At 60.0% G+C, this 20,018-nt stretch carries 19 protein-coding genes; 17 read left to right on the forward strand and 2 right to left on the reverse strand.

Annotation, left to right across the window (positions count from 1 at the left end):
• Positions 1–49 precede the first annotated feature (49 nt).
• The 4 genes from IM738_RS01320 (at position 50) to IM738_RS01335 (ending at position 5,270) form a co-directional block, all read left to right on the forward strand.
• Positions 50–2,191, forward strand: coding sequence for a cytochrome c biogenesis protein ResB (locus IM738_RS01320; RefSeq protein WP_236964109.1), 2,142 nt, complete (start codon positions 50–52; stop codon positions 2,189–2,191).
• Positions 2,188–3,549, forward strand: a complete 1,362-nt coding sequence (gene ccsB / locus IM738_RS01325; protein ID WP_236964110.1) for a c-type cytochrome biogenesis protein CcsB — start codon at positions 2,188–2,190, stop codon at positions 3,547–3,549. The genes IM738_RS01320 and ccsB overlap by 4 nt, the downstream gene beginning before the upstream one ends.
• 123 nt (positions 3,550–3,672) lie before the next feature.
• Positions 3,673–4,677: a protein-methionine-sulfoxide reductase catalytic subunit MsrP gene (msrP, locus tag IM738_RS01330; protein WP_236964111.1), complete on the forward strand. Its 1,005-nt coding sequence runs from the start codon at positions 3,673–3,675 to the stop codon at positions 4,675–4,677.
• On the forward strand, positions 4,677–5,270 hold the full coding sequence (locus tag IM738_RS01335; protein ID WP_236964112.1) for a sulfite oxidase heme-binding subunit YedZ: 594 nt from the start codon (positions 4,677–4,679) through the stop codon (positions 5,268–5,270). The genes msrP and IM738_RS01335 overlap by 1 nt, the downstream gene beginning before the upstream one ends.
• Before the next feature lie 56 nt (positions 5,271–5,326).
• Here IM738_RS01335 and lptM read toward each other — a convergent pair whose 3' ends face one another.
• Positions 5,327–5,563 (reverse strand): LPS translocon maturation chaperone LptM, encoded by a 237-nt coding sequence (gene lptM / locus IM738_RS01340; protein WP_272907755.1) that lies wholly within the window; start codon positions 5,561–5,563, stop codon positions 5,327–5,329.
• A 15-nt stretch (positions 5,564–5,578) separates the two neighbouring features.
• Between lptM and cyaY the strand changes: the two genes are divergently transcribed.
• The gene (gene cyaY, locus IM738_RS01345) at positions 5,579–5,908 is read left to right on the forward strand and encodes an iron donor protein CyaY (protein ID WP_236964113.1); all 330 of its coding nucleotides are present in this window, start codon (positions 5,579–5,581) and stop codon (positions 5,906–5,908) included.
• Here the strand turns inward: cyaY and IM738_RS01350 are convergent.
• Entirely contained in the window at positions 5,898–8,324 is a 2,427-nt protein-coding gene (locus IM738_RS01350; protein ID WP_442908480.1) for a penicillin-binding protein 1A, read from the reverse strand. The two genes, cyaY and IM738_RS01350, sit on opposite strands and share 11 nt — an antisense overlap.
• 270 nt (positions 8,325–8,594) lie before the next feature.
• On the opposite strand from IM738_RS01350, the gene IM738_RS01355 reads away from it, so the two are divergent.
• The 12 genes from IM738_RS01355 to IM738_RS01410 all read left to right on the forward strand — a co-directional run bounded on the left by IM738_RS01355 (position 8,595) and on the right by IM738_RS01410 (position 19,981).
• Entirely contained in the window at positions 8,595–9,674 is a 1,080-nt protein-coding gene (locus IM738_RS01355; RefSeq protein WP_236964114.1) for a pilus assembly protein PilM, read from the forward strand.
• Positions 9,671–10,303, forward strand: a complete 633-nt coding sequence (locus tag IM738_RS01360) for a PilN domain-containing protein (RefSeq protein WP_236964115.1) — start codon at positions 9,671–9,673, stop codon at positions 10,301–10,303. Before IM738_RS01355 ends, IM738_RS01360 begins: the two co-directional genes overlap by 4 nt.
• Before the next feature lie 18 nt (positions 10,304–10,321).
• Positions 10,322–11,029, forward strand: a complete 708-nt coding sequence (locus IM738_RS01365; protein WP_236964116.1) for a type 4a pilus biogenesis protein PilO — start codon at positions 10,322–10,324, stop codon at positions 11,027–11,029.
• The gene (locus tag IM738_RS01370; RefSeq protein WP_236964117.1) at positions 11,026–11,574 is read left to right on the forward strand and encodes a pilus assembly protein PilP; all 549 of its coding nucleotides are present in this window, start codon (positions 11,026–11,028) and stop codon (positions 11,572–11,574) included. The genes IM738_RS01365 and IM738_RS01370 overlap by 4 nt, the downstream gene beginning before the upstream one ends.
• The gene (gene pilQ, locus IM738_RS01375) at positions 11,571–13,748 is read left to right on the forward strand and encodes a type IV pilus secretin PilQ (protein ID WP_442908481.1); all 2,178 of its coding nucleotides are present in this window, start codon (positions 11,571–11,573) and stop codon (positions 13,746–13,748) included. Before IM738_RS01370 ends, pilQ begins: the two co-directional genes overlap by 4 nt.
• 26 nt (positions 13,749–13,774) lie before the next feature.
• Complete coding sequence (locus IM738_RS01380; protein WP_236964118.1) at positions 13,775–14,200, forward strand: hypothetical protein; 426 nt, start codon at positions 13,775–13,777, stop codon at positions 14,198–14,200.
• 134 nt (positions 14,201–14,334) lie between these two features.
• Positions 14,335–14,841 carry a shikimate kinase gene (locus IM738_RS01385; protein ID WP_236964119.1) on the forward strand — a complete coding sequence of 169 codons (507 nt, stop codon included), beginning with the start codon at positions 14,335–14,337 and terminating at the stop codon, positions 14,839–14,841.
• Between the two features lie 74 nt (positions 14,842–14,915).
• Positions 14,916–16,034: a 3-dehydroquinate synthase gene (aroB, locus tag IM738_RS01390; protein WP_236964120.1), complete on the forward strand. Its 1,119-nt coding sequence runs from the start codon at positions 14,916–14,918 to the stop codon at positions 16,032–16,034.
• A 44-nt stretch (positions 16,035–16,078) separates the two neighbouring features.
• Positions 16,079–17,245: a deoxyguanosinetriphosphate triphosphohydrolase gene (locus tag IM738_RS01395; protein WP_236964121.1), complete on the forward strand. Its 1,167-nt coding sequence runs from the start codon at positions 16,079–16,081 to the stop codon at positions 17,243–17,245.
• 7 nt (positions 17,246–17,252) lie between these two features.
• Positions 17,253–18,488, forward strand: a complete 1,236-nt coding sequence (locus IM738_RS01400; protein ID WP_236964122.1) for an MFS transporter — start codon at positions 17,253–17,255, stop codon at positions 18,486–18,488.
• 74 nt (positions 18,489–18,562) lie between these two features.
• On the forward strand, positions 18,563–19,210 hold the full coding sequence (locus tag IM738_RS01405; RefSeq protein ID WP_236964123.1) for a hypothetical protein: 648 nt from the start codon (positions 18,563–18,565) through the stop codon (positions 19,208–19,210).
• A gap of 63 nt (positions 19,211–19,273) precedes the next feature.
• On the forward strand, positions 19,274–19,981 hold the full coding sequence (locus IM738_RS01410; protein WP_236964124.1) for a transposase: 708 nt from the start codon (positions 19,274–19,276) through the stop codon (positions 19,979–19,981).
• Positions 19,982–20,018 lie beyond the last annotated feature (37 nt).

Consider the following 20,018-nt stretch of genomic DNA (forward strand, 5'->3'; position numbering starts at 1 on the left):
GTGTGTTCTGGCTTTTCCGGAACCACCCTTTTTGTCGTCCCCACCTGACATGACCGCCACCACCCAAGGCCTGCAACTGCGCACCGGTTCCCGCATTCTCGGCAACGTGGTGGAGTTGCTGTCGTCGATGCGTTTCGCCATCTCGCTGCTGACGGTGATCTGCATCGCCTCGGTGATCGGCACCGTGGTCAAGCAGCGCGAGCCGCTGAACAATTACACCAACCAGTTTGGCCCTTTCTGGGCTGACGTGTTCGGCAGCGCCAGCCTTTTCACGGTTTACAGCGCGTGGTGGTTTCTGCTGATCCTGGCATTTCTGGTGCTCAGCACCAGCCTGTGCATCATCCGCAACACGCCCAAGATCTTCTCCGACTACAAGGCGTTCAAGGAAAACATCCGTGAGCAAAGCCTGAAGTCGTTTCCCAACCGCGCCGAGAACGCACTGGCAGAGATGCCCGAAGCCGCCGCCCACCGCATGGGCCAGACGCTTTTGTCTTCCGGCTGGAAGGTGAAGCTTCAGTCACGTTCCACGCCGCAGGGACAGGGCTGGATGGTGGCTGCCAAAAAAGGGGTGGCCAACAAGATCGGTTACCTCGCGGCCCACAGCGCCATCGTGCTCGTCTGCATCGGCGGTCTGCTGGACGGCGATCTGATGGTACGCGCCCAGATGTGGTTCAACGGCAAGACCTCGTACAACGGTGGTGGTCTGATCGCGGACGTGGCCCCCGAACACCGCTTGTCGCCTCAGAACCCCACCTTTCGAGGCAACCTGCTGGTGACCGAGGGCACCAGCTCGGGCACCGCCATCCTGGCCCAGTCCGACGGCGTGCTGCTGCAGGACCTGCCTTTTTCGGTGGAGCTGAAGAAGTTCATCGTGGAGTACTACGACACGGGCATGCCCCGGTTGTTTGCCAGCGACATCGTGATCCATGACCATGAGACGGGCGAGAAGAAAGAGGCCCGCGTCGAGGTGAACCATCCGGCCAGCCACCGTGGCATCAACATCTACCAGTCCAGCTTTGACGACGGGGGGTCAAAGGTCAAGTTGCAGGCCTTCCCCATGGGAGAGACGGTGGCACCGTTCGAGGTTTCGGGCGTGATCGGTGGCACATCGGCGCTCAGCAACGGCAGCAACAAGCTCACGCTGGAGTACACCGGCCTGCGGGTCATCAACGTCGAGAACTTTGCCAACGAGGGTGCTGGGGCAGGCACCGATGTGCGCACGGTCGACCTCCGCTCGTCGATCGAGAGCCGTCTGGGTGCGGGGCACAAGACGGTGACCGAGAAGAAATTGCGCAACGTCGGACCCAGCATCACCTACAAGCTGCGCGACGCGGCCGGCCAGGCGGTGGAGTTTCACAACTACATGCTTCCCGTGGAGCTGGACGGTGCGCGCATGATCCTGCTGGGCACGCGCGAGTCGCCGGCTGAGCCGATGCGCTACCTGCGCATCCCGGTGGACGACCACGATGGCATCGATGGTTTTGTCCGCCTGCGGTCGGCGCTCGCCGATCCGGCGATGCGCGACGAGGCGGTGCGCCGTTACGCGGCGGGTGCGGTCGAACCGGGCAAGCCCGAGCTGACGCAGGCCCTGGTGGCCTCCGCCCAACGTGCGCTGGGTCTTTTCGCGGGTGCTGAGAAGGCGGAGGTCAAGGCCGACAGTGTCACGCCAGCGCCGGAGATCAAGGGCGGCCTGCAAGCGGTGTCGGCCTTCCTGGAGGCGAATGTTCCCGAGGCCGAGCGAGAGCGTGCCAGCGATGTGTTGGTCCGCATTCTCAATGGCACCCTGTTCGAACTGTTGCAGATCAGCCGGGAGCGCGCCGGGCAGAAGCCGCTGGAGCGCGACGACGCGGCGCAGCAGTTCATGTCGCGGGTCGTGCTCAGCCTGAGCGACAGTTTTTACTACCCTGCGCCGGTGACCTTCCAGCTCAAGGACTTCCAGCACGTGCAGGCCAGCGTGTTCCAGGTGGCGCGGGCCCCCGGGCAGACGATCGTCTATCTGGGCTGCCTCTTTCTGATCCTCGGGGTGTTTGCCATGTTGTACGTGCGCGAGCGGCGGGTGTGGGTTTGGTTGTCTCCCCAGGGTGATGGTGCGAGCCTGGCCAGCATGGCGCTGTCATCGAACCGCAAGACGATGGAATCCGATCAGGAGTTTGAATTGTTGAAGACCCAACTGTTGAAGGCGCAATCATGAACACCGCGACACAGACGTTTGAACTGAAGCCGGGGGGGAAGAGCGCGGGACTGGAGGCGGGCTATTTCGCGCGCCGCAATGTGTGGGACTGGTTGTTCGCCGCGCTGCTGATCTCCGGCGCACTCTGGGCTTTCTCGCGGTACAGCGGCAGCATGGACGTGTACGAAAAGGGCATCCTCGTCGGGGCGGTGCCGGTGATCGCCTGGCTGGGCTGGTTCTGGCGCCCCCTGCGTTCGCTGGTGGTGGTGGTGGCGGCGTTGTCGCTGCTGGCGATCTGGCTGTACCAGACGCCTGCGGGTTCTGCGGACCTGGCCCGTGCCGATCAGGTCTTTCTGCTCAAGTACTTCATCTCCAGTCAGTCGGCCATTCTCTGGATGAGCATGCTGTTCTTCATGAGCACGGGGTTCTACTGGGCCGGCATGTTCACCCGCGCCGGCCAGACCTTTGAGCTGCTGGGTTCGCGGCTGGCCTGGGTGGCGGTGACGCTGGCGCTGGTGGGCACGATGGTGCGCTGGTACGAGAGCCACCAGATTGGGGTGGGCATCGGCCACATCCCGGTGAGCAATCTCTACGAGGTGTTCGTGTTGTTCTGCTGGATGACCGCGGCCTTCTACCTGTATTACGAAGACCAGTACCGGACGCGCAGCATGGGTGCGTTCGTGATGCTGGTGGTCAGTGCCGCGGTGGGTTTTCTGCTGTGGTACACGGTGGTCCGCGAGGCGCACGCCATTCAACCTTTGGTGCCCGCCCTGCAGAGCTGGTGGATGAAATTGCACGTGCCGGCCAACTTCATCGGTTATGGCACCTTTGCCATCGCGGCCATGCTGGCCTTTGCGTACCTGATCAAGCAGAGCGCGAGCGAGTCGCGCTGGTACAAGCTCGCTCCGCTGTGGCTGCTCGGCCTGGTGCTGTGCTTTGAGCCCATCGTGTTCCGCCAGTCGGCGGTTGAAAAAGGCGGGAGCTACTGGTTCGTGTACTTCGGTGTCTCGGCGCTGATCGTGGCCACCATCATGTTCGGCCGTCGCCGCATTGCCGAGCGTCTGCCCAGCTTCGAGGTGCTGGACGACGTGATGTACAAGGCGATCGCCGTGGGCTTCGCCTTTTTCACCATCGCCACGGTGTTGGGCGCCTTCTGGGCAGCCGAGGCCTGGGGGGGCTACTGGAGCTGGGACCCGAAGGAAACCTGGGCGCTGATCGTGTGGCTGAACTACGCAGCCTGGTTGCACATGCGCCTGATGAAAGGCCTGCGTGGCACCGTCGCGGCTTGGTGGGCCCTGGTCGGTCTGGCGGTGACCACGTTCGCCTTCTTGGGCGTGAACATGTTCCTTTCCGGCCTGCACAGCTACGGCGAGCTCTGATCGTCATCGACTCGTCCAGACACCCCGCTTCGGCGGGGTGTTTTGTTTGGGCACGCGGGGCGTGGGGAAACTTTGTAAGACACTGCGGACTTCAAACGACAGCTGTGAAACAAGGAGCCTCACATGATCATCCGTTCCGGCGACTCAGGATTCCAGCACCCCATCCCCAGCGAGATCACGCCACGCAGCGCTTACCTGGACCGCCGGGCGTGGATGCAGCGCATGGCGCTGGGTGCGGGGGGCGCCGCCCTGGCGGGTTGGGCTTCGCGTGACGCACTGGCCCAGGCGGCGGTGGCCCGTCCCGGCCGGCTGTTGCCCCTGCCTTCGGTGCGCTCCGGCGTGCCGGGCGCGCAAACGATCGAAAAGATCACCGAATACAAAGACGCCAGCTCGTACAACAACTTCTACGAGTTCGGTACCGACAAGACCGATCCAGCGGCCTACGCCCACACACTCAAACCACGTCCCTGGACGGTGTCGGTGGAAGGGTTGGTGAACAAGCCGCGCACCTACGGCATCGATGACCTCATGAAGCTGGCCACGATGGAGGAGCGCATCTACCGCCTGCGCTGCGTCGAGGGCTGGTCCATGGTGATTCCGTGGGTCGGCTTTTCGCTGGCCGAACTCATTCGGCAGGTCGAGCCGCAGGGCAGCGCCAAGTACGTGGAATTCGTGACGCTGGCCGATCCCAAGACGATGCCCGGGGTGACATCCAACGTGCTGCTCTGGCCCTATGTCGAGGGCTTGCGCATGGACGAAGCGCGCCATCCGCTCACGATGCTCGCCTTTGGCATGTATGGCGAAGTGCTGCCGAACCAGAACGGTGCGCCGGTGAGGTTGGTGGTGCCGTGGAAATACGGTTTCAAGAGCGGCAAGTCGCTGGTCAAGATCCGTTTTGTGGAGAAGGAGCCGAAGACCGCGTGGAACATTGCCGCAGCGCAGGAATACGGCTTCTACTCCAATGTCAATCCCGATGTGCCGCACCCGCGCTGGAGCCAGGCCACCGAGCGCCGCATTGGAGAGGAGGGCGGTTTGCTGGCGAAGCGCCGCAAGACCGAACGCTTCAATGGCTACGAAACCCAGGTGGGCTCCCTGTACGCTGGCATGGACCTCAAGAAATTCTTTTGATGCGCTGGTTGAGCCACCGGGCGGTCAAACCAGCGGTGTTCGTGCTGTGCCTGTTGCCCTTGGCTTGGTTGGTCTGGGCGGTGGTGGCCGACCGGCTTGGCGCCAACCCCGCAGAGGCTTTGATCCGCTCTCTGGGCGACTGGACACTGCGTGCACTCGTGCTGGTGCTGGCCATCACCCCGGTCCGCGTGGTTCTGGGCGTGCCCGCGTTGGCGCGCTTGCGCCGCATGCTCGGACTGTTCGTGTTTTTTTACGCCAGTCTGCACTGGCTGGCCTATGTCTGGTTTGACCAAGGCTTCGATTGGGCGGCGGTTCTGGCCGACGTGCCCAAGCGCCCGTTCATTCTGGTGGGGACGCTGGCCTGGCTGTTGCTGCTGGCATTGACCGCGACCTCGTTCAACCGCGCCATGCGTGCCATGGGTGCCAAGCGCTGGCAGATGTTGCACCGCGCGGTGTACGCCGTTGCGGCGCTGGCCATCCTGCACTTTTTCTGGATGCGCGCGAGCAAGAACAACTTTGGCGAAGTTGCTGTGTATGCCGCGCTGCTGGCCGTGTTGCTGGGTTGGCGCCTATGGCGTCGTTGGCGTCCCTGAGCGAAATGTCACATGGGGGTGATCGATCACGCTTGCCGAGGCATACCGCTCGAGGATCAGCGCGCCGTCCCGCTGTTGGGAGATTGGGTGGGGTCCACTGCGGACGGTGACGCCAAGGGCGGCACAGCCGGAGTTGCCGTTGGCCGTGGTGCCGCAGCTGAGGCAGGGGGTGGCAGGTACAAAGGACCTTTTTGCCCACATCCCGAAGCCATCAGCGCAGCGGCCAGCAGGACAATGCCACTCCCCACTGTGGGTCGGGAGAACAAGCCACCTAGAATGGGTTTCTTCAACATAGTGATGGCATTGTAATGACCGACACCGAGTATTTGGATCGCGCCGAGGCGCTGCTTCGGGCCATTGAACTGTCTTGCGACCGGATCAACGACGATGGCGATGCGGACATCGACAACCAGCGCGTCGGCGGCATGGTGACGCTGACCTTCGCCAACCGCAGCCAGATCATCATCAACCTCCAGAAGCCCCTGCAAGAGGTTTGGATGGCTGCTCGCGCAGGTGGGTTCCATTACCGATATGACGGCACAACCTGGAGCGACACCAAGGGGCAAGGCGAGTTCTTTGCCCACCTGTCCCGCTGCGCGACCGAGCAGGCGGGTCTCCCGTTGACTTTCAGTTCCTGAACAGGTCCAGGATACTGCGCCGGTCCTCGTGATCAGATGCGGGGTCGGTGCTCTCGCCAAGAGCAGGGGCCGCTGTCTCAGCTTCATTGTTTTGGGCGCCTGGCCAGGGGTCGTTCAGTCCGAGGCCACGCACGCCACGTCCGGGCCCGAATTCTTCGTAGTACCACTCGTTCCCCACATGGATGACCCCTGGCGGTGCGGTGAGCTCTGCCACAGGGACACCCTTGAGTGCTTCGGACATGTAGGCGATCCAGATTGGGAGGCTCAAACCACCACCGGTTTCGCGGCTGCCCAGATTGCGTGGCGTGTCGTATCCCACCCAGGCTGCGGCCACCACTGTGGGCTGGAAACCGACAAACCAGGCATCGACCGAATCATTGGTGGTGCCGGTTTTCCCGTAAAGATCGGGCCGTTTCAGCGTGGCTTGCGCCCGCGCAGCCGTACCCGATCGGGTGATTTCCTGCAACAGACTGCTCATCAGGAAGGCGTTTCGAGCGTCGATGGCGCGCTGTGACTCCGGTGGCTCAGCCGCAGAGTCCTCAAACAACACGCGCCCTTTCTGCTCAACCACCCGCGTGATCAGCGATGGCGTCACACGGTATCCGCCATTGGCGAACACCGCATATCCACTGGCCATTTGCAGGGGTGTGACCGCGCCAGCGCCGAGCGCCATGGTGAGGTAAGGTGGGTGTTTGTCGGCATCAAAACCAAAACGGGTGATCCAGTCTTGCGCACTTTGGGTGCCGACCAACTGCAAAACCCGAATGGAAACCATGTTCTTGGACTTGGCCAAGGCGCGCCGTATCGACATAGGGCCTTCGAACTGGCCGTCGTAGTTCTTGGGTTCCCAAGGCTTTCCTCCGGTTTCAGCGGCGGTGTAGAAGAGAGGCGCGTCGTTGACGACTGTGGTGGGCGTCAAGCCCTTTTCCAGCGCAGCGGAGTAAACAAACGGTTTGAAGCTGGAGCCTGGTTGGCGCCATGCCTGAGTGACATGGTTGAACTTGTTTTTCTGGAAATCAAACCCTCCCACAAGCGCCCGCACCGCACCGTTGCGGGGGTCCATTGCCACAAAAGCCGACTCGACCTCGGGCAGCTGGCTGATGCGCCACGCAGCAGGGCCGGTTTTGATCACGCGGATCACGGCACCACGCCTGATCTTGATGTTGGGCCCCGCTTTTTCGCTCAGCCCGGACATGGCAGGACGCAAGCCTTCACCGGTGATTTCCAGGGGATCACCGTCCTGACGAATGGCGATCACCTTGCGGGGACTGGCCTCCAGAACCACGGCAGCGAAGAGATCGTCATTGTCGGGTCGTTCGGCCAACGCTTCATCGATCGCCTCATCACGTGCTGCTCTGTCCGCCGGCAGGGTGATGAACAGCTCGGGACCTCTGTACACCTGTCGGCGTTCGTAGTCGAGGATGCCATGGCGCAGGGCCCGGTAGGCCGCCTCCTGTTCGTTGGCCCTCAGGCTGGTGGTGACGACCAGTCCTCGCGTGTAAGCCTCATCTCCATACTGGGCCACCATGGATTGGCGGACCATCTCTGCCACATATTCCGCATGCACCTGGGTTGGGGTGTGTGCAGGTCGCAGTTTCAGTTCTTCCCGCTTGGCCTCACCGGCCTGATCTGGTGTGATGAACCCGTTGGCCTCCATGCGCTCAATGATGTAGAGCTGACGCGCCCTGGCACGCTTCGGGTTGCTGATGGGGTTGTAGGCGGACGGCGCTTTGGGCAGCCCTGCCAGCATGGCCGCCTCCGCGATCGTGACGTCCTTCAGCTGTTTTCCAAAGTACGTCTGGGCCGCAGTGGAAAAACCGTAGGCGCGCTGACCCAGAAAAATCTGGTTCATGTAGATCTCAAGAATCTGCTCCTTGCTCAGCAAATGCTCCAGCTTGAACGTGAGGAGCACCTCATAGATCTTTCTGGTGTAGCTTTTCTCGGCCGAGAGGTACACATTGCGCGCCACCTGCATCGTGATCGTGGAAGCGCCTTGGCTTTTTGCCTGGCCAAGGTTCGCCAGCGCGGCACGCATCATCCCGCGATAGTCCACACCACTGTGTTCGAAGAACCGTGCATCCTCGATCGCCAGCACAGCGTTCTTCATCACGTCGGGGATTTCCCGAATGGTCAGAAAGTTGCGACGCTCCTCGCCAAACTCCCCGATGAGCTGACCGTCGTGGGTCAGAACCCGCAAGGGAAGTTTGGGTCTGTAGTCGGCCAGGTCAGCCACATCCGGCAGGTTGGGGTAAGCCACCGCCAGCGCCAGCCCAATCCCCATCAGGATCATCGCCAGGCCAGCCAGAAAAAGACCGGCGACCCCAAGCATCACCTTGGCGGTCCACCCAAGAGCACTGCGGGTTTTTAGAGCGATGCTACCGGCGTTTCTGGGAGCGTCGTCGTCATCTTGGGCCATGCGTTCAGTTCGAGCGAAAGTAGGAGATTATAAAAATGGCCCTGTTGCGTGCACGCCCGGGAACGGTGTCCATATTGTGAGTTGTTGTGTGGTTCTTCCGGGCAGGCATGGCGTGCAAGGCGCCGAGACCAGGTTTTTGCGTATGCTTTTGACAACGCTTCCCTTTGTGCCAGATGTATAAATTCTTTGCTGCACAAGGGGCTTGCTGCTAGCATTCAAGTGAATTCTTAAGTCTGGCGCCCTGCGGCGTAACCATATCTGGGGGTCACCTTGATCTCATTGGGGTCGTTTTTTAGCCGGGATACGGCACCGTTGTTGGGCATCGATGTAAGTTCATCCAGCGTGAAGCTGGTTGAACTCAGTCGCAACCGCACTGGAGATTTGGTGCTCGAACGTTGTGCCATCGAACCACTGGAGCGCGGATGGATCACCGACGGCAACATCGAAAAGTTCGACGAGGTCGCGGAGGCGGTCCGACGCGTGGTTCGCAAGAGCGGCAGCAAGACGAGAAACGTGGCGATGGCGCTGCCCGCATCAGCCGTGATCACCAAGAAGATTGTGCTGCCTGGCGGGTTGACGGACAAAGAGCTGGAAGCTCAGGTGGAGTCCGAAGCCAATCAGTACATCCCGTTTTCCCTGGATGAGGTGAGTCTGGACTTCTGCGTCATTGGCCCTAGCGCGAACTCTGTGGGTGACTCCGAAGTGCTGATCGCAGCCTCTCGCAAGGAGAAAGTCTCCGATCGCCAAGGCCTGGCTGAAGCCGCAGGTTTGAAGCCCGTCATCATGGATGTGGAGCCTTATGCCTCGCGCATGGCTGCCGGTCGCGTGATTGAAACGCTTCCCAATCAGGGCGTGGACTCGCTTGTGGCCTTGTTCGAAGTCGGCGCCGTGACCACCAGCATGCAAGTCATGCGCAACGATGATGTGCTTTATGAGCGTGATCAAGCGTTTGGTGGTGCTCAACTGACCCAGCTGATCGTCAGGCAATATGGTTTCTCTGCTGACGAAGCCGAAGCAAAAAAACGTTCAGGTGACCTGCCGGACGATTACCGGGCTTCCGTACTCGAGCCGTTTATTGAAAGCATGGCCCAAGAGGTGGGCAGGGCACTTCAATTCTTCTTTACCAGCACACCGTACAACAAGGTGGATCACATTTTGCTCGCTGGTGGCAGTGCAGCACTTCCTGGGCTGACGGAGGCGGTGACCCATCAGACGTCATTCGCCTGCATGGTTGTGAATCCGTTTGATGGTATGGAGATGGCGGCCAGTGTGCAAGCACGAAAAATTGCTCGTGAAGCGCCGTCTTATCTCACCTCCACCGGGTTGGCCTTGCGGAGGTTCTACCAATGATTTTGATCAACCTTTTGCCTCACCGCGAGGCTTCCCGAAAGAAGCAGAAAGAGCAGTTCTTCACGCAACTTGGCCTCTCGGCGCTGCTGGGCGGCATCATTTGCGGAGCGGTGTTCACCTGGTACCAAGGACAAATCGCTGAGCAGCAAGAGCGAAATGCGTTCCTGAAGAAAGAAACGGCTCGTTTGGATGCGGAAATCAAGGACATTGCAGGCCTCCAGGCAGAAATTGCTTCGCTGCGTGCACGTCAGACTGCGGTTGAAGATCTTCAGGCGGACCGCAACATGCCCGTGCATCTTCTGGAAGAACTGGTGAGCGAGCTGCCAGATGGCATCTACTTGAGAAGCATGAAGCAGGAGAACCAAAGTGTTTTGCTGACGGGCGTGGCTCAGTCGCAGGAGCGCGTGTCTGATTTGCTCAGAAGTTTGTCTACCAAGACCGAGTGGTTGGTGAAGCCCGAGTTGGTGGAAATCGTTGCGGCCAAAGCGTCTGTCTCCAATCGGGAGCAGCGTCGTGTATCTAACTTCACGATCCGTGCGAACTTGAACCGTCCATCCAGCAGTGCCACCAAACCCACAGGTGCACAGCCTGCGGGTCCAGTTGCGCCAACGGCTCCAGGCAAGGTTTGATTGGAGATTCAGATAAACATGGCCAAGTCTCCAAAAATCAACGTTGATTTTAAGTCGCTTCAGGACAAGATCAAATCGCAGTTCTCCGGATTGGATCCGAATGATCCATCCCAGTGGCCATCATTGCCCCGAAATGCACTCTTTTTGGTCGTTTGCATTGCTGTGATAGCAGGACTCTGGTTCGCATGGCTGAAGAGCGTTGATGAAGAACTGCTCGCCGAGCAAGCGCAAGAGCAACAGCTCAGGGAAGACTATAGAAAAAAACTGGTTCAAGCGGTCAATCTTGATGCCTTGAAAAAGCAGTTGGAGCAGGTTCAGCAGTACGTCAGCCAGCTCGAGAAGCAATTGCCAAGCAAAGCTGAAATGGATGCTCTGTTGTCTGATATCAATCAGGCTGGCCTTGGCAGAAGTTTGCAGTTTGAATTGTTCCGGCCCGGTCAGGTGTCCGTAAAGGAGTACTACGCTGAACTTCCGATCACGGTAAAGGTGACTGGCGGGTACCATGACATCGGTCTTTTTGCTGCAGACATTGCCAATCTGTCTCGCATCGTCACGCTGAACAACCTTGCGATTGTTCCGGTGAAGGACAGGGAAGGATTTTTGACATTGGATTGCACGGCGAAAACATTCAGATACCTGGATCAAGAAGAGATTGTTCAGCAGAAAAAGGCCGTTGCTGGCAAAAAAACCGGTGCTGCAAAATCTCCTGCCGGAGCCGCCAAATGAACGCCTTTTCTCGTACTTTTTTCAGTATCACTGTGCTTTCATTTCTCTTCGGCTGCTCCGGCTCTGAACAACAGGAATTGAGCGCGTGGATGCAGAGTGAGCGCAATTCGATACGACCAGATGTGAAGCCCATTCCTGAGCCTTCCAAGTTTCTGCCGCATTCTTATGCTGGCGAGCGATTTCTTGAGCCCTTTAGCAACGAAAAGCTGGTGAGCATACTGAAAAGCGGGCAGTCACTGTCTGCTGAAAAATCCGCCTTGATTGAACCTGAATTGAACAGGCGAAAGCAACCTCTGGAGGCTTTTCCCCTTGATGCGATGTCGATGGTGGGCATTCTCAATCGAAAAGGTCAGCTGGTTGCTCTGGTGAAGGTGGACTCGCTCCTGTATCAGGTTGTGGCGGGCGGGTACCTTGGGCAGAACTATGGGCGAATTGTCAAGATCGATGAGAACCAAATTGTCTTGCGTGAAATTGTGCAGGATGCTACAGGTGAATGGATAGAACGTCCCGCGGCGTTGCAACTACAAGAGGAAACGTCTAAATGAGTAAAACGCTTCAGGTGAAGGTTCTCAATATGAACTCAAGAAACACCCGCAACTTTTCCATATTCGTGGGACTGGCTCTGGCGAGCTGGCTTGCGCAAGCTCAAAATGCCATCCAGTCGTTGACAGGGAGTGTCCAGTCCGGAGTGGATGTGATCCGGATCGAGATGTCTGAACCGCTTCAAGCCGTTCCTGCAGGGTTCACCATTCAAACACCAGCCCGTATCGCTTTGGACTTTCCTGGCGTGGTGAATGGCATTGGTCGCAGTTCTGTCGAGATTGGACAGGGGAATATTCGTTCAGCGAATGTCGTTCAAGCCGGTGATCGGACGAGGGTGGTCATTAACTTGAGTCAACCTTCTGCCTACCAAGCAAAGCTGGAAGGTAAATCGCTTTTGTTGGTGTTGGAGAACGGGGCTGGCGCTGCGGTCGCCACTCCTGCGACCGGAATGCAAGCTTCCACTTTTTCAACCAGTATTGTGAGCGATACCACGGCATTGAAGGATGTGGATTTCCGGCGAGGCGTGGGGAACTCTGGGCGGGTGGTCGTCGACTTGGCCAACAATCAGACCGGCGTGGACATTCGACAGCAAGGCAAGGACCTGGTCGTTGATTTCCTCAAAACGTCCCTGCCTGAAGGCTTGCGCAGGAGGCTGGACGTGTCTGATTTCGGCACACCAGTGCAGACGGTCGTGACCAGTCAGGTGGGAGATCGTGTGCGCATGTTGGTCACTCCGACCGGCAACTGGGAGCATTCTGCGTATCAGAGCGACAATCAGTTTGTGCTGGAAGTTAGAGAGCAAAAAATTGACGCCTCAAAATTGACCCAAGGTCCTGGCTACAACGGTGAAAAGCTTTCCCTCAATTTTCAGAATATTGAGGTTCGATCCCTGCTGCAGGTGATTGCTGATTTCACCAACTTCAACATTGTTACATCCGACTCTGTGACTGGGGCGGTGACCTTGCGACTGAAAGATGTTCCCTGGGATCAGGCGTTGGACATCATTCTGCAGGCCAAAGGTCTTGGTATGCGCAAGAGCGGCAATGTTCTTTGGATTGCCCCCAAGGATGAGATCGCTGCTCGGGAGAAGCAAGAGCTGGAAGCCAAAGCTTCGGTTGAAAGCCTTGAAACCTTGCGTACCCAGGGCTTTCAGATGAATTACGCCAAGGCCAGTGAAATTGCAGCGCAAATCACAAGCGGTGGATCTGGAGGGGCGGCTCAGAGCGGGAGCAGCGCGAGAATATTGTCGCTCAGAGGAAGCGTGATCGCTGAGCCACGCACCAATCAGCTGTTCGTCACCGATATTCCCTCCAAGTTGGAGCAGGTTCAGCAGTTGATCGCCAAACTCGATATCCCCGTTCGACAGGTACTGATCGAAGCGAGAATCGTTGAGGCCAGTGATTCATTTGGCCGCTCTCTCGGCGCCCGTCTGGGCGGATCTGATTTGCGCGGTGTGCGTGGAGGGGAGGCTGGATACCCTGCGGCAGGGGCAAACCGGGTCGCCATTGGTGGCAGCTACAATGCAGTGTCCAGTACGACAACTGAGTCGGTCAATACAATGGACACGACGAACACCAGTTTTGTGAATTTGCCTTCTTCCGGTGTTGGTGGTTTCCTGCCAGCCGCGTTTGCTGTTTCGTTGTTCAGTTCGGCAGCAAATCGGTTCTTGAATCTGGAAATTTCTGCATTGGAGGCCGACGGCCGAGGGAAAATCGTTTCAAGCCCTCGCGTTGTCACTGCTGATCAGGTGAAAGCGCTGATCGAGCAAGGTACCGAGTTCCCCTACCAAACGGCCACTTCGAGTGGTGCAACGGCTGTTGCATTCCGCAAGGCCAACCTCAAGCTGGAAGTGACCCCTCAAATTACGCCGGAAGGCGGAATCATCCTGGATGTGGACATCAACAAAGACAGTCGAGGTGAGACCACTGCTGCGGGTATTGCCATTGACACCAAACACGTGCAGACCCAGGTGTTGGTCGAAAATGGTGGCACGGTGGTGATCGGTGGTATTTTTTCTGAAGAATCCCGCGATACGGTGACCAAAGTTCCTCTTCTGGGTGATATCCCCATCCTGGGGAATTTGTTCAAGAACAAAAACAATTCAACCAACAAGACTGAATTGTTGATCTTCCTGACACCCCGTTCCATCAGCAGTGGTGACGTGGCCCGTCGTTGAATATTTTGAAGTACAGGAGTGCTGGAATGATTTCCATGGTTGGACGTTCGTTGATTGGATTGGTGTCCGTTTTTGCACTGGCCTCTTGCGGAGGTGGCGGTGACATAGCAGGTGATTCAACTGAGTTCACAGTATCTCCCAAAGAGGTAACGTTGACGGTTGTATCTCCGGTGAAGGGGGATTGCTCGGGTGCGGCCTCCAGCGCTGCGACCGTTTTCACGATCATAGGTGGTCAGGCCCCTTTTCGGATTGTCAACGCATTCCCGGATGGCCTGACTGTTGATAAAACTGAAGTATCTGGTAAAGATCCCAAGTTTTCAGCCAGGCCCAGGGGCGGCTGTGGGGACCCTTTTATCGTTACCGTGCTTGACTATCATTCTCGCATTGTTACTGTTGAATACACGGTTGAGAGCGAGCAGCCAGACGCAGAGGAAGAGGAGCCGGCTCTATAAATTGGGTGCGTTCCGGGGGACGATCATGCTTGGTGGTGATTTGTTTTGCCCCCTTTCGATTGGCGCGCGCTGCTTGAATCTCTCAGGCTTATCGGTTTTTGTTTACTGCTCTTCGTTTGTCTAATATTGCTCTGGTGGGTTTGCCGGGTTCCGGGAAATCGACAGTCGGTCGCCAATTGGCGCGCCGACTGTCTTTTTCGTTTCTGGACTCCGATCAGGTGATCGAGCAGCGACTGGGATGTTCCATACGTGAGTTTTTCGAGCGTGAGGGCGAAGAGCGTTTTCGCGACGTCGAGGAATCCGTGATCGATGAGCTGACTCAAGGTTCCGATTCTGTGTTGTCGACCGGTGGTGGCTCGGTGCTCCGGCCTGCGAATCGACATCATCTGCATGGTCGTTGCCGCGTGGTGTATCTGAGGTCTTCGCCAGAGGAGGTGTTCCGGCGATTGCGGCACGACCGAAATCGACCTTTGTTGCAAGTCGCGGATCCTCTGCAACGTCTGAGGGACTTGTACGCAGCGCGCGATCCTCTTTACAAGGAAGCAGCCCACTATGTGATCGAGACGGGCCGACCTTCGGTGGCCACCTTGGTCAACATGATCGTCATGCAGCTGGAGCTGTCGGGGCATTTGCAGTCATAGAGGTTGAGGGGCGATGCGCATGTTTGAGGCGCCGTTTTCCGGCGCCCGATGAGCGAGGCTCTAAACTTGTCGACATGAACGACCTCTCATCATTGCCGCCGCTCCATCAAGTCCCCATTGCGTTGGCTGACCGTAGCTACCTCATTGACATCGGCCACGGCCTTCTGGACATTCCTCCTGACTACGCGCTTCCGCAGGGATCCTCTGCCCTGGTGGTCAGCAACGAGACGGTTGCGCCCCTGTATCTTGAGCGGTTGAAGAAGTCGCTTGCGCCTCACTACCGGCAGGTGTTCAGTGTGTTGCTTCCTGATGGTGAGGCTCACAAGACCTGGGAGTCGCTGAACCTGATCTTTGACGCGCTGCTGTCACTCGGTTGCGACCGGAAGACCGTGCTGTTTGCGTTGGGTGGCGGCGTGGTGGGCGACATGACCGGATTTGCAGCGGCGTCGTTCATGCGGGGCGTGCCCTTCGTTCAGGTGCCGACGACACTGTTGGCACAGGTGGATTCCTCCGTGGGTGGCAAGACCGCGATCAACCATCCGCTTGGAAAAAACATGATCGGCGCGTTTTACCAGCCGCAGCGGGTGATTTGCGATCTGCAGACACTCGATACCTTGCCTGAGCGGGAGTTGAGTGCGGGGCTGGCCGAGGTCATCAAGTACGGACCGATCGCCGACATGGCATTTCTCGACTGGATCGAGCAAAACATGGATGCCCTCAGGGCGCGCGATTCCGGTGCGCTGGCCCACGCGGTGGGTCGCAGCTGCGAGATCAAGGCGCACGTGGTGGGGCAGGACGAACGTGAATCCGGTTTGCGGGCCATCCTCAACTTCGGTCACACCTTTGGTCATGCCATCGAGGCGGGCATGGGGTACGGCGTGTGGCTGCACGGTGAAGCGGTGGGTTGCGGCATGGTCATGGCAACGCGTTTGTCGATGCGCCTGGGCTTGGTGAACAGCGACTTTCTTCAACGGATCACCACCCTCGTGGAGCGTGCGGGTCTTCCAGTTCAAGCACCCGTCCTGGATGCCTCAGACAACGGGGCGCGCTACCTTTCACTGATGCGGATGGACAAAAAATCCGAATCGGGCGAGATCAAGTTTGTGCTGATCGACGGGCATGGGCAAGCGATGGTGCGCGGGGCGCCAGACACCGTGGTGAGCGAGGTGATTGCAGCGAGTTGCGGTCTGTGACGTCGCGTGATGAACCTCCTGCGGGTGAGGCAGCTCCTGCTTCGATGGCTCCCCTGGCTTCATTCGCGAGCTGGCCCGAACACAGTCGGGGTCGGCGTTTTGCCGAAGCGGACGCACCGACCCGATCGGTGTTCCAGCGCGACCGCGACCGCATCATCCACTCCACCGCGTTTCGGCGACTGGTCTATAAAACCCAGGTGTTCCTGAATCACGAGGGCGACCTGTTTCGCACGCGACTGACCCACTCACTGGAGGTGGCGCAACTCGGAAGAAGCATCGCACGCACACTCTGTCTCAACGAAGACCTGGTGGAGGCAATTGCTCTGGCTCACGACCTCGGGCACACCCCGTTTGGGCACGCGGGTCAGGATGCGCTGAACGCTTCCATGAAGTCTGCGCGCCCTGAATTCACGGAGGACGACGGGCAATGGGGGTTCGAGCACAACCTGCAGAGCCTGCGCGTGGTCGATGCGCTGGAGGAGCGCTACCCCGCTTTTGACGGACTCAACCTCACCTTTGAAACGCGGGAGGGGATTCTGAAGCACTGCTCCCGCGCCAACGCCGAGCGGCTCCTGTCGAGCGATCACAGTGCTGTGGCCGCGCGGTTTGTCCACGGTGGTTCGCCTTCCCTGGAGGCGCAGTTGTGCAACCTGGCTGACGAAATCGCCTACAACGCGCACGACATCGACGACGGCGTGCGCTCGGGGCTGCTGAGCCTGGATCAGGTGGCCGAGGTGCCCCTGTTCGCTCGCTACCTGGATCAGGCGTTGGCGGCCTATCCGCAGCTGCAGGGTCGGCGCTTGTTGTTCGAGTCGATCCGCTTGATGCTCAGCGATCAGGTCTACGATGTGATCGACACCACGCGCGAGTGCATCCGTGTGTCGGGTGTGCACGGCCCGGACGATGTCAGGGCTCTGACGGCACCGCTGGTGGCGTTTTCACCCGACATGAAAGCCCAGTCCCAGGTGCTCAAGTCGTTTTTGCTGCGCAACCTGTACCGCCATCCGCAGGTCATGGAAACGACGGAACGGGCGGCGCGGGTGGTCAGTGAGCTGTTCGCGCTCTATCTGGATCAACCACACGAGTTGCCACCGGGCCAGGGTTCTGGACCCGCTCGCGCCCGGGTCGTGGCCGATTACATCGCGGGCATGACCGACCGGTTCGCCATCCGTGAGCACCAGCGGCTCAGCGGCACCGTGCTGTTTCCTTGAGGGATCGATGACCGTCCAAGACCACGAAGTCCCATCGGCCGTCAATCGCTCCGGCGCGGTGGCGGTGGTGGTGCTGGCCGTCGGGGTCAGCTGTGCGCTGCATGTGGGCAAGCTGCCGGTGGCCATTCCGCTCCTTCAGGTGGAGCTCTCGATGAGCCTGTTGCAGGCAGGCTTCCTGTTGTCGCTGGTGCAACTCGCGGGCATGTCGCTGGGATTGTTGGTGGGCTTGCTGGCGGACCGCATGGGGCCCAGGCGCGTCATGCTGACCGGCCTGCTGGTGCTGGCCGCTGGCAGCGGAGCGGGTGCGTGGGCACCCAGTGTGTCGGTGCTGTTGGTCACGCGGGTGATCGAAGGCATGGGTTTTTTGCTGGCGGTGCTGCCTGCACCGGGCATGCTGCGCCTGCATGTGAAGGACCCGGCCACGCTGGCGCGCGCGCTGGGCTGGTGGGGCACGTACATGCCGTTGGGGACCGCATTGGCGCTGTTGCTGGGTGTGCCCGCGATGTCCTGGATGGGCTGGCGCGCGGTCTGGGTGCTTGTGGCGCTGGTGAGTGTCTGCGCGGCCGGCATGCTCGCCTGGCAAGTGCCTCAGGAGCGGCTGGAGTCGGGCGGGGGCGGCGTGGGGCTGTGGCCCAGGCTGCACCGCACCCTGCGCGCGCCGGGGCCTTGGTTGGTGGCGCTGGGATTTTTTCTGTATTCGGGCCAATGGCTGGCGGTCATTGGTTTTCTGCCCACGGTCTACCGCGACGCCGGTCTCGGTGGTGGCGCCATCGCCGGGCTCAGCGCACTGGCCGCTGCCATCAACATGATCGGCAACGTGGCCGGTGGACGCTGGTTGGCGCGCGGCGCCCCCCCGGGGTGGGTGCTTGCCGTGGCGTATGCGGCGATGGCCCTCGGTGCGCTGGTGGCCTTTGGTGCGCAAGGGCATCCGGTCTGGCAGTACGTGGCGATCCTGGCCTTCTCCGGGCTCGGCGGACTGATTCCGGGCACCCTGTTTGGGGTGGCGGTCGTGATGGCGCCCGGCAGTGACACGGTGTCCACCACCGTGGGCTGGATGCAGCAGTTCTCCGCGCTGGGTCAGTTCACGGGACCACCGGCCGTGGCATGGCTGGTCACGCAGGTGGGTGGTTGGCACGGCACGTGGATGCTGACCGGAGCCAGTTCGTTGCTGGGCATCGCACTGGCTGCGCAATTGCAGCGGGTCTGGAACCGACGCCACCGGCCTGCGTCTACCGCCGGCTGAGCGGCACGGATAAACTGCCCGACGTGCTGCATCGGGCGGCAGGGCAGGACATTCAAGATGCGGGGATCGATTCCATGAGCTTTCTTCACCAGCTCAAGCAACAGGCGCGGGCGCTCCAGTCGGAGCAGGGCGGACAGCAGCAGGGCCTGGAGGCCAACATGGCCGCCACCGAAGCGGCGTGCAAGATCGTCTGGAACTACTTCACCGAGTTGCCCCGGCAGCTCAACGTGATCGAGCCCGCTGCGGTGCAACTGGGGCTGGACAGGAAGTCCCTGTGGCCCGCCATGAAGCAGACCGACTTCCGTTTCGATGCGCGGAAGAAGCGGCTGCGGGACCAGGAGGTTTTTGACTACCTGGCCCTGGGCTGGCGACTCGCCCCCCGGGAGGGTGAACCCCTTCGAGGGCAGGTGAGCGTGAACTTTCCGCCCGATCTCGAGCGGGTTCAGCGCCGCTTGCACGCCGGGCATGTGGTTCACGAGCGGCAGGAGCAGCGCCACCCGGAGTCCAACGCGCTGCTGGCGATCGTTTTTGAGTACGAGATGGCGGCGCGGGCCAGCGTCATGGTGACGCCCGACCACGACAACCTGGTACTCAGATTCCGCCTGGGCTGTGTGGGGGGCATGGAGATCGTCAACACCAGCGTGCCGGTGGCCCAGCTGAACGGAGCGCTGCTGGACGAGCTGGCCCGGCTGATCGTCGGAGAGCCCAGCCGTTTTCTGTGACCGGGTCGTTTTCGACCCCGCCGGGCTCCCGATAATCGGGGACGGAATCAACAGAGGGTGCTCATGGCGCGACTGGCTCGACTGACCCTGGCGGGGCAGGTTCATCACGTGATGCTGCGTGGCAACAACCGCCAACCGGTGGTGCGGGACGACGCCGACCGGCAGACCCTGCTGGACATGTTGGCCGAGCAGGCTTTGCGCCATCGGGTGGCCATGCACGCCTACGTGTTGACCGACAACCAGTTCCAGCTGCTGCTCACCCCGGAGTCTGCGGAGGGGGTGCCCAAGATGATGCAGGCCGTGGGGCGCAGCTATGTGCGGTATTTCAACACCCGCCATGGGCGCAGCGGCACCCTGTGGGAAGGGCGCTACCGCTCGACCCTGATCCAGCCCGAGCGCCATCTGCTGGGCTGCATGACCTGCATGGATCTGGAGCCGGTGAGGGAGCGCCTGGTGGATGACCCCGCCTCTTTCACATGGTCCAGCCATCGCCACCACATCGGGCAGCTTCACGACAAACGCATCGCAACGCACCCCCTGTACTGGCGGCTGGGGAACACCCCCTTTGCGCGCGAGGCCGCGTACGCCGAATTGGTGCGTTCGGGCCTGACCGCGCCGCAGATCGAAGCGATGGCCCGGGCGGTGTGGCACGGCTGGCCCCTGGGCGACGCAACATTCGTGGCCTCGCTCCAGCAACAAACCGATCGTCGCCTGACGCCGGCCAAAGCAGGGCGCCCCGCAAAGACCAGCTCATCCACCTCGGCTTCTTGAGAAAGTTGAATGAAAACAAGGTTGATGTGCTCGATAT

This window comes from Hydrogenophaga sp. SL48 (genome assembly GCF_021729865.1).
GTDB lineage: Bacteria > Pseudomonadota > Gammaproteobacteria > Burkholderiales > Burkholderiaceae_C > Hydrogenophaga.